General features: G+C 62.6%; 11 protein-coding genes. 7 read left to right on the plus strand and 4 right to left on the minus strand.

From position 1 onward, the window contains the following. Positions 1 to 149: 149 nt before the first annotated feature. Both AC1D0P_RS19165 and AC1D0P_RS19170 read right to left on the minus strand, forming a co-directional pair. Entirely contained in the window at positions 150 to 1493 is a 1344-nt protein-coding gene (locus AC1D0P_RS19165; protein WP_477678209.1) for a type II toxin-antitoxin system HipA family toxin, read from the minus strand. Positions 1494 to 1545: 52 nt separating this feature from the next. Then, complete coding sequence (locus tag AC1D0P_RS19170) at positions 1546 to 1929, minus strand: helix-turn-helix domain-containing protein (RefSeq protein WP_477678210.1); 384 nt, start codon at positions 1927 to 1929, stop codon at positions 1546 to 1548. A gap of 231 nt (positions 1930 to 2160) precedes the next feature. Between AC1D0P_RS19170 and AC1D0P_RS19175 the strand changes: the two genes are divergently transcribed. The 7 genes from AC1D0P_RS19175 to AC1D0P_RS19205 all read left to right on the plus strand — a co-directional run bounded on the left by AC1D0P_RS19175 (position 2161) and on the right by AC1D0P_RS19205 (position 7647). After that, a complete protein-coding gene (locus AC1D0P_RS19175) occupies positions 2161 to 2697 on the plus strand; it encodes an Lrp/AsnC family transcriptional regulator (RefSeq protein WP_477678211.1) in 537 nt (178 codons plus the stop codon). A 50-nt stretch (positions 2698 to 2747) separates the two neighbouring features. Continuing rightward, positions 2748 to 3548: an ABC transporter substrate-binding protein gene (locus AC1D0P_RS19180; RefSeq protein WP_477653108.1), complete on the plus strand. Its 801-nt coding sequence runs from the start codon at positions 2748 to 2750 to the stop codon at positions 3546 to 3548. Between the two features lie 93 nt (positions 3549 to 3641). Beyond that, positions 3642 to 4310 carry an amino acid ABC transporter permease gene (locus AC1D0P_RS19185; RefSeq protein ID WP_477678212.1) on the plus strand — a complete coding sequence of 223 codons (669 nt, stop codon included), beginning with the start codon at positions 3642 to 3644 and terminating at the stop codon, positions 4308 to 4310. A gap of 11 nt (positions 4311 to 4321) precedes the next feature. Beyond that, positions 4322 to 4972, plus strand: a complete 651-nt coding sequence (locus tag AC1D0P_RS19190) for an amino acid ABC transporter permease (RefSeq protein WP_477678213.1) — start codon at positions 4322 to 4324, stop codon at positions 4970 to 4972. A gap of 16 nt (positions 4973 to 4988) precedes the next feature. Then, positions 4989 to 5714 (plus strand): amino acid ABC transporter ATP-binding protein, encoded by a 726-nt coding sequence (locus tag AC1D0P_RS19195; protein ID WP_477678214.1) that lies wholly within the window; start codon positions 4989 to 4991, stop codon positions 5712 to 5714. 68 nt (positions 5715 to 5782) lie between these two features. Next, positions 5783 to 7063, plus strand: coding sequence for an NAD(P)/FAD-dependent oxidoreductase (locus AC1D0P_RS19200; protein ID WP_477678215.1), 1281 nt, complete (start codon positions 5783 to 5785; stop codon positions 7061 to 7063). Then, a complete protein-coding gene (locus tag AC1D0P_RS19205; RefSeq protein ID WP_477678216.1) occupies positions 7060 to 7647 on the plus strand; it encodes an aspartate/glutamate racemase family protein in 588 nt (195 codons plus the stop codon). Before AC1D0P_RS19200 ends, AC1D0P_RS19205 begins: the two co-directional genes overlap by 4 nt. Positions 7648 to 7658: 11 nt before the next feature. Here AC1D0P_RS19205 and betA read toward each other — a convergent pair whose 3' ends face one another. Together betA and AC1D0P_RS19215 are read right to left on the minus strand one after the other, a co-directional pair. Then, on the minus strand, positions 7659 to 9317 hold the full coding sequence (gene betA / locus AC1D0P_RS19210) for a choline dehydrogenase (RefSeq protein ID WP_477678217.1): 1659 nt from the start codon (positions 9315 to 9317) through the stop codon (positions 7659 to 7661). 171 nt (positions 9318 to 9488) lie between these two features. Then, on the minus strand, positions 9489 to 9614 hold the full coding sequence (locus AC1D0P_RS19215; RefSeq protein ID WP_477678218.1) for a hypothetical protein: 126 nt from the start codon (positions 9612 to 9614) through the stop codon (positions 9489 to 9491). Between the last annotated feature and the right edge of the window lie 16 nt (positions 9615 to 9630).

A 9630-nucleotide genomic window follows, 5' to 3' on the forward strand; every position in this document is an offset into this window, starting at 1 on the left:
GGGCTACAACTTCACGCAGTACTCGGATGATTTGACCGATCTTTCTTATCGCAGCCGCGGCTGGTTTTTCAATGTGCTGGCGGCGTATTGAGGGCGGGGCGGCGGGCCCGGTGGGTTTGCCGCGGCCGGAAGCGTTCGGGCACGGCGTATCAAGGCAAGAGCTTGCGCGTACCCGCGGTGCTGATGTCGTCCAGGTGCCGGAACGCGGGTGCGATCCTGGCAATGTCGTCCGCCGTGGCGCCCGAGTGCTCGAACGACACCTTCCATTCCCGGACGACTCGCCAGACTTCATCGATCAATTCGCCGGCGCGGGCCCGGCTCAACGAGAACGCCGCATGCCCGTCGAGCGCGTTGTCGAGTGTCGCGAGGCGGCCCTGGGGCCCGATTCCCAGGTGAAGAAAGCGCTCGGTTGCAAGGCTGGGCCGCGGCAGCACGTCGTACAAGGGACTGAGCCGCCAGCCGGGCAAGCGCGGGTCCCATAAGAATCCGTGGTTGCGCAGGTGGTCGTCGTCGTTGCTGGCGAGGATGTTGAACACCATTCGCTTGAAGAGTTCTTCGTTGTCCGCGCGAATCACATCCGGATGGCAGTGCCGGCGCACGGCGGTGGCCAGGTCGGCGTAGGATTTTGTCCGTGACTCCGTCTCGTCGCATCCGACCAGGGTCAGGCCGCTCACGAAACCCATGCGGCGCTCGGTCAAGCCGCCGGCGGGTGCCAGCAGCAAGTCTGTCGCCGTGATGGGCTGCGCTCCTTGCGCCAGCCAGTAGCGGTCGAAACGCCGGATCATCATGATGCGGCGGTCGCCCAGAAGGCGCGTGGCCACAGGGGGCACGTTCAAGCCGGCCTCCCGCGCGAGCACCAGCGAAGCGCATTCGATCGCGGGAATGTCGAAGGCGTCGTTTTTGCTTGGAAACTTCGCGAGCCAGAGGGCGCCGCTCTCGTCGCGCACAGAGGCTTTGGGCCGGGCGCCGCCCAGCGCCGTGCCGCCCTCGAAGATGTATTCAAGGTTGGCGGGAACTTCCTCTCCGGCCTCGATGCGCTCCGCCGCTTCCATCAGGTAGGCGAGCGCATGAACGCCGCCGGCGACCCCCGTGGGCCCGTCAGAGATGCTGGAACGGATGTCCAGCGCGCCCACCCTCTCGCTGCCCGCATGCAGCAGGTACTGCGATTCGGCCAAGCTGTTTGCGGGCACCCTGAGCTTGGCCTCAATGACCCGGCGCCCCCAGGAGTCTGGGGCGGCATCGCGGATGCCGCCGAAACTCACAAGATTGTTGACCGGCAGCAGCAGCTTGCCCTTGACGGGCTCCGGCCCACGAATCGCCAGGCTGACCGGGTCTACCTCAAGGGCATCAGCGCGAGCCACGTAGTTTGTGCCGTAGGCGAAGCGCGATGCCAGGAGTTCGGGACCCTGCTCGGTCATCGTGAGCTGCCCGCAGGGCGCCCAGGCTTCGTTCAGGTACGCGAAGGTCATCAGCTTCAGTTCTTTGGCCGCCATAAAAATTCCGCGTTAGATGAAGATGAAAGGCACTGCTGGTGCGGGCATGAATTCAGAAGTTCAACTCGTCGAGCTCGGCGGCAGTCAGGTCGCGAACGCGTTTTGTCGATTCGCGTGCTTGAAGCGCCACCAGCGCGGGGTCGGCCTGCGTCAACAGGTCTGCCAGCGTGGCGCCTGGCGCGATGGCATCGAGGTAGCGAAGCACCTGCCCAATCGCCAGGCCGGGATCACCCTTTTCCAGGCGGTAGGCGGTGTTGCGCGAGAAGCCAGCGCGCAGCGCCGCATCGGCCTGCTTGACCTTGCGCGCCTGGCGCAGGCGCGCGAGAAGATGCCCGAGATTGGCCATCTCCTGCGTGAGTTGCGGGCTAAGCATTGCGGATTGGTCTACTTTCATATTCGTTAAATCATTCATTATGTTGATAAAGATCGATTTCACGACTATTTTCCCACGGTATAGCTATGCGGTCAATTGATGATCGATTAATCAAGCTTTAGGGAATAATTGATTGATTTAACGAGCATAAATGCCGTAGTCAGTTGGGCTGACCGTAAGCTCTCAGTAGGTATAAACGCCAATACTTCGCAGTAAATTAACTAATAAAGTAATTAACAAGTGTTTAATTTTCTATTTGGAAAAATAAACGACGTTAATTTTCCAAATAACTCTATGCGTGAACTCCTTGATTCCACTGATCGCCGTTTGACCCGGTTGCTGTCCGACGACGCCCAGGACGGCGTGAACCAGCTGGCCGAAAAAATGCAGCTGAGCCCGCCCACGGTCCGCACGCGCCTGAAGGCCTTGATCGAAAAAAACGCCCTGAAGATCGTCGGCCTGCTGAACCTGTCGGAACGGCCGGAACTGATTGGCGCCATCGTCGGCATCAGCGCCAACGCGCAGGGACATCTTGACGAACTCACGCAAAAGCTCGCGGAGCTGCCCTTCGTGACCTCCGTGAGTGTGGTGACCGGCCGTTTCGACCTGATCGTCGAAGTGCTGGTGGCCGGGGATGTCCAGGACCTCTACCGGTTCACCAGCGAACTGCTTCCCCGCGTCGCCGGGCCCGGGATCATCAGCCGCAGCGAGACCTTTGTGGTCATGAAGTCGCGCAACAAATGGGTCAACCTGCCGCGCGGCTGCTGGGAGCAGGGCGCCGACGGTGGCGCTGAGCCGCCGTCCCCTCAGCCCGCAGCGGCTGAGAAATGAGCTCGTCCCCGGCGGATGTTCCTCCGGGGAGATTGTCAAAGGAGAAAGCAATGAAGATCTCGAATTCCCTGGCCACGGGGCTGCTGGCCTGCGCGGGCTTCCTCGGTGTGTGCGCCGCCGCCCATGCCGCCACCCTTGAAGACATCCAGAAACGCGGCGAACTGCGCATCGCCGTGCAGACACAAGGCCCTCCGTTTTCGATGATCGACAAAAACGGCGCGCGCACCGGCAGCTCGGTAGAGCTTGCCAAATTGATGGCCCAGGAAATGGGCGTCAAGGTGGTGTTCCTCGACCTCGACTGGGACGGGCTGTTGCCGGCCCTGATTTCCGGCAAGGCCGACCTGCTTGCGGCGGACATGACGCCCACGCTGGCCCGCGCGACCAAAGTCGCCTTCACCAAGCCCTTTATGTATATAGGGCCCGTCGTGGCGTCCAAGGAAGGAAGCAAATTCACTTCCACGAATGCCTGCAAGGCGCCCGGCACCAAGATCGCGGTGCTTTTCGGCAGCACCGGCGAGAAGCTCGCCAAAACCGTGTTCCCCAAAGGCGAGATCAAGAGCTACAAGGGCGGCGGCACCTTGCTGCTGGACGCCGTGAAAAACGGCCAGGCCGACTGCCTGCTCAATGACAGCTCCGCAGTGGCAGGCCAGGCGGCCGGATACCCCAAGGGCACCTTCAAGGTCATGCCGGAACTGCTGGCCAAGGAACCCCTGGCTTATGCGACCCGTTATGACTCCATGGATCTTCTGAGCTGGATCAACCTCTTCATCGACCAGACCACACTGGACGGCCGCCTTCAGCAGAACCTCGACTACTGGGTCAACACGCCCAAGTGGAAAGAAGAGCACTGATATCCCGGATATTTTCGGAACTGAGCGCGAGCCCGGCCTCATGACCATGGTGTCGATTCCCGTGCCGCAAGCCCTTCAGGCCGGGGCTGGCGCATGCTGTTAAACCTGAACTTCCGGGTGATCGGGGAGACCCTCCCCGATTTCTTCGGGGGCTTTGTCTCCACCCTGTCCATTTCGCTGGCCGCGTTCGCGGGCGCCGTCGTTATCGGCATGCTGGCCTGCGTGATGAGCCTCCAGTCTTCGCGCATCGTCCGGGCGCCGGCAGTGGTGTATGTGGATGTGATCCGCGCAACGCCCTTGCTGGCCCAGCTGTATTTCTTGTATTTCGGGCTGCCGAATTTCGGCGTGATCATGCCGGAAATCATGATCGGCATCATTGCCCTGTCCATCAACAGCGGCGCCTACGTCAGCGAGATCATCCGCTCCGGCATCCATTCGATTCCGCGCGGCCAGCTGGAGGCGGGCGCCAGTTCGGGAATGACGTACTGGCAGCAGATGCGCCTCATCATTCTTCCGCAGGCTGTGCGGCCCATGGTGTCGCCGCTGATCGGGCAGGCCATCGTGCTGGTCAAGGACTCGTCCCTGCTGTCGCTGATCTCGGTGCTGGAACTTACACGCGTGGGGCAGACATTGGCCAATGACCGCTTCATGCCGGTCGAAGGCCTGGCAAGCACCGCGGTCGGCTACCTGATCATCTATTTCGGTCTCAAGCTCGCGGCCGCGGCGTGGGTCCGCATCGGGCAGCAGCCCGGGCGCTGCTGAAAGCCACGACCATGACCCTATTCTTCGAGCAGCTGTACGGCATGGCCCAGTACTATCCGGTCGTGCTGAAAGGCATAGGCGTGACGCTGGCGCTGTCCTTCATCGGCATTTTTGCGGGAACGGTGCTCGGCTTTGTGCTGGGCATAGGCCGCGCCAGCCCGCGCAAGTGGCTGTCGTTCACCGTCGGTGCCTACACCGACCTGTTTCGCGGCACACCCGTGCTGGTCCAGGTGTTTGTGGTCTTTTTTGTTTTGCCCGAGGCGGGCATAGAGCTCGACTCCTTCACGGCGGGCGCCATTGCCCTGTCCAACATCGCGGCCTGCTTCATCTCGGAAATCGTGGCCGCCGGGATCAAGGCCGTGCCCACGGGGCAACTGGAGGCGGCCGCCTCCTCGGGGCTGAGCCGCTTCCAGCAACTGAGGCTGGTGGTGATGCCGCAGGCCATCCGCATGATCGTCCCGTCCCTGGTCGGGCAATACGTGTTGCTGGTCAAGGATTCGTCGGTGGTCTCCGCCATCGGGCTGCTTGACCTGACGCGCTCCGGCTGGGTCATCGTGCAGTCCGTTCCCAACGGGCTGCTGGTTTTTAGCGCGGTGGGCGTGGGCTACTTTTTGATCTGCTATCCGCTGCTTTACCTGTCGCGGCGGCTGGAGAAGGCTTGATGAAGGAATACCCAGGATGATCCAGTTCAGCGAACTCAACAAATGGTATGGCACGCACCACGTCCTGCAGAACWTCAACCTTGATGTCGCGAAAGGCGAAGTGGTGGTGGTCTGCGGGCCCAGCGGCTCCGGTAAAAGCACGCTGATCCGCTGCGTCAACGGCCTGGAAAAATTCCAGGCTGGCACGCTGACGGTCGACGGCATGCCGGTCGCCAGCGAGGCCAATCTTCGCAAGCTCCGCATGGAGCTGGGTTTTGTCTTCCAGCAGTTCAACCTGTATCCCCACAAGACCGCGCTCGAGAACGTCACGCTGGCGCCGATTCACGTGCGCAAGCTCTCCAGCAAGGAAGCCGTCGAACGCGGCCGCGAGCTCCTCGAGAAGGTCGGCCTGGCGGACAAGTGCGACGCCTATCCGCAGCAATTGTCGGGAGGGCAGCAGCAACGCGTCGCCATCGCCCGCAGCCTGTGCATGCAGCCCAAGGTCATGCTGTTTGACGAGCCGACCTCCGCGCTCGATCCCGAAATGATCAACGAAGTGCTGGACGTGATGGTGGCGCTGGCCAAAGACGGCATGACCATGATTGTGGTCACGCACGAGATGGGTTTTGCCCGCAAAGTGGCGGACCGCGTGGCCTTTATCGACAAGGGCGTGATGGTCGAGGTGGCCAAGCCCGACGCCTTTTTCACCGCGCCGCGGAGTGAACGCACGCGTGAATTCCTCGGAAAGATTCTTCATCACTAGCCAGGGCCGGTGATCAACAGTCATCACGGCCGCCGCGCGCGGCGGCACACACTTCAGAAAGACATTGGATGACTGACACGGGCAGGCATGAAACACAGGGCGGGCGCTCCATCGCCATCGTGGGGGCCGGCGTGGTCGGCGCGGCGACGGCCTTGGCGCTCGCGGCCCGGGGCCACGCCGTCACCGTGATCGACCGCGGGGAAGTCGGCGCCGGGACCAGTTCCGGCAATGCCGGCGCCATCGTGACGGGYGCCGTCACGCCGACCGCAACGCCGGGCGTGATCCGTTCGATTCCCTCTTACATCCTCGATCCTAAAAGCGCGGCTGTTCTGCGGCCGGCGCATTTTTTCCGTGGCCTTCCGTGGCTTCTCCGCTTTATGGCGGCAGGACGGCCCAAGCGGGTGGCGGGCATCGCGGCGGCCCTGCACCCGCTCGTGTCCAAGTCCCTGCAAGCCCACCTGGCCCTGGCCGACATGAGCGGCGCCCGTGACCTGATACGGCCAGGCGGCTGGCTGAAACTCTATACCTCCGCCGCCGGGTTTTCGGCCAGCGCGCTGGAGCGCGAATTGATGACGCGCCATGGCGTTCATTTTTCCGTCCTCAAGCCCGCCGAGGTTGCCGAGCTGGAACCCCGGCTCAATAAAAATGCCTACACCCGCGGTTTGTTCCAGCCCGACAGCGGCTTCGTCAACTACCCCAGGGCGCTGGCGCAGTCTTACTTCGAGTGCGCGCGGCAGCGGCAGGCGCAATACCTGCAGGAGACGGTGCTGGAACTGCGGCCCGTCGACGGCGGCGGTGTGTCCATCCGGACCGACAAGGCCACGCGGCAGTTTGACGCGGTGGTCGTCGCGGCGGGCGCATGGTCAAAACAATTCGCCGCACAGGTCGGCGACAAGGTCAGCCTGGACACCGAGCGGGGTTATCACCTGTCGTTTGCCTCGACCGGTGAATCCCTGCTGGGCCGCCCCGTGTGTTTCCCAGAAAAGCAGTGCGTGCTCTCGCCCATGCATGACGGCATTTCCCTGAGCAGCGGTGATGAGCTGGCGGGCCTTGTTGCGCCGCCGGATTTCCGGCGCATACGCGCCCTGGTACCTTTCGCCCGCAACGTGCTGCCGGCCATCATGGGCCAGCCAATACAGCGCGAATGGATGGGCTACCGCCCCTCGACGCCGGACTCCCTGCCCGTGATCGCGCGCTCACCGCGCTGCGCCAATGTGTTTTACGCCTTTGGCCACGGCCATCTCGGATTGACCCTTGCTGGGAGACCGGGCAGGTGCCCCGAGGGCTGCAGCAACTTGAAACCCTGGTCGGCAACAGCACCAATCCCGCGTCCTATGCCTATCCCGTGAGCTTCCATCCCGTGCGCGGCGCCAACGTCCATACGATCCTGGAGAACCCGGATCAACGAGTGCTGGAGACCATGATGGCCGACGCCGCGGCCATGGTGGCCGAAAAAGGCATCAAGGCCATCACCACGAGCTGCGGCTTCAACGCCATCTTCCAGCGCGAATTGGCCCAGGCGGCCGGCGTTCCGGTGCTGACCTCCAGCCTGTTGCAAGTCCCCTTTGTCAGGCTGCTGCACGGCCCGCAGAGCGAGATTGGCATCATCACCGCCAATGCGCGCGCCCTGGGCCCGCGCCACCTGAGGGCCGCCGGCATAGCGAGCATGGACGGCCTGCATATCCTGGGCCTGGAGCAGTGCCCGGAATGGAACAGGATGTTTGCCGAACCGGATGCCGAGATCGACCTGGCTGTCATTGAACAGGAGGTTTTGGGCACGGCGCTTGGTGCGCTTCAAAAGCATCCCGGCATCCGGGCTTTTGTCCTGGAGTGCACCGACCTGCCGCCTTATTCGGAAGCGATACGGCGCCGGTCAGGCTTGCCGGTGTTTGACTTCATCACCATGGTCAATTTTTTGCATTCGGCTATTTGAGGGAGGCGTTATCAACGCTGGTGGGTCGCGTAGTTTGAAGCCACATAAACCGGCGCCGCCTGCACCGGCAACGGTGATTTGCCTCGAACCAGGTCCGCGATTTTTTCCGCGATCATGATGGTCGGCGCATTCAGGTTGCCGCTGACGACATTGGGCATGATGGAGGCATCCACCACGCGCAGGTTCTGGATTCCGTGCACGCGGCCGGCGCCGTCCACCACCGCCATGGGATCGGTCCCCATACGGCAACTGCAGGAAGGATGAAAAGCGCTTTCGGCCTTGTCGCGGATGAAGGCGTCGATTTCGGCGTCGGTCTGCACCTTGGCGCCGGGCGAGATTTCGCCACCGCGGAAAGGCTCGAATGCCGGTTGGGAAAATATTTCGCGCGTCAGGCGCACACCCGAGCGGATTTCCTTGCGGTCCTGCTCGGTCTGCATGTAGTTGAACAAGATGCGTGGATGCGCTTTGGGGTCGGCCGAGCGCAGTGTGATGTGGCCGCGGCTGGTCGCGCGCATCGGCCCGACGTGCGCCTGAAAGCCGTGCTGTGTGGCCGGCGCGCTGCCGTCGTAGCTGACCGCCATCGGCAGAAAATGGTATTGCAGATCCGGATGCGCCACCCCCGCCGCACTGCGGATAAAACCGCCGGATTCGAAATGATTGGTCGCGCCCAGGCCCTTTCCGGCGAACAGCCATTGCACGCCGATTTTTAGTTTGGCCAGGGGGTTCATCGCGCTGTACAGGGTAATCGGCTGCTTGCTGGCGTACTGCACGTAGACCTCGAGATGGTCTTGCAGATTCTGGCCGACCCCTGGAAGATCGACCCGCGGCTGGATGCCCAAGGCGCGAAGTTCCTCCGCCTTGCCGATCCCGGACAGCATCAGAAGCTGCGGCGAATTGATCGCGCCGCCGGACAGGATCACCTCACGCGCCGCATAGACCTGGTGCAGGCGCGACCCTTGCGCATATTCGACGCCGGTCGCGCGCGCGCCCTCGAACAAGACCCGCGTGACCCGCGCGCGCGTCACCACGCGCAGGTTGCCGCGCCTGGCCGCCGGGCGCAGGTAGGCCTGCGCCGTGCTCCAGCGACGGCCCTTATAGACCGTCATGTCCATCGGCCCGAGGCCTTCCTGCTGGTAGCCGTTCATGTCGTCTGTGTAAGGGTAGCCGGCTTGTTGCCCTGCCTCGATGAAAGCGCGATACAGCGGATTCTTGCAGGCGGCGGTGGAGACATACAAGGGGCCGTCATTGCCGCGATAGGCGTCGCCGCCTTTCAGGCGGTTTTCGGATTTCTTGAAGTACGGCAGGCAATGCGCGTAGGACCATTGCTCCAGTCCAGGCATGCCGGCCCAGGCGTCATAGTCAAACGCATGTCCGCGGATATAGACCATGCCGTTGATCGACGACGACCCGCCGAGCACGCGGCCGCGCGGGCAGTGCATCCGGCGCATGTTCATGAAAGGTTCCGGCTCGGTGTCGTAGAACCAGTTGTACTTGTCGTTGGCCAGCGGATAGGCGAAGGCCGACGGCATGTGGATGAAGATGCTGTGGTCCGCCGGGCCGGCTTCCAGCAGCAGGACGCGCGCGCCGTCGTCCTCGCCCAGGCGGTTGGCGAGGACGCAACCGGCTGAACCGGCGCCGACAATGATGTAATCGTATTGTTCTTGTTTCATGTGAATTCCTGATCGGGAGTCAGCTTGCCGTGAGGCCGGGCTGTGAACGCTTTGGGTGTCCGTGGAATTATTCTTGCCCCGGAAATTCGCGTACCGTGCTATGCCCGCGGGGATGGCATAAGGGGCTAGTGAGGCCAGGGCCGGCAATCGGCCTTTGGCTGCCGGACATGCCTATTCATAAGGACAAGCCACTTCGCCCAGTTCGACGTACACGCTCTTCAACTGCGTGTAATAGTCAATCGTCACCATGCTGTTTTCATGGCCGATCCCCGATTCCCGGATGCCGCCAAACGGCATCTCGATGGGCGTGATG

The organism is Polaromonas sp. P1_G2 (assembly GCF_056405515.1).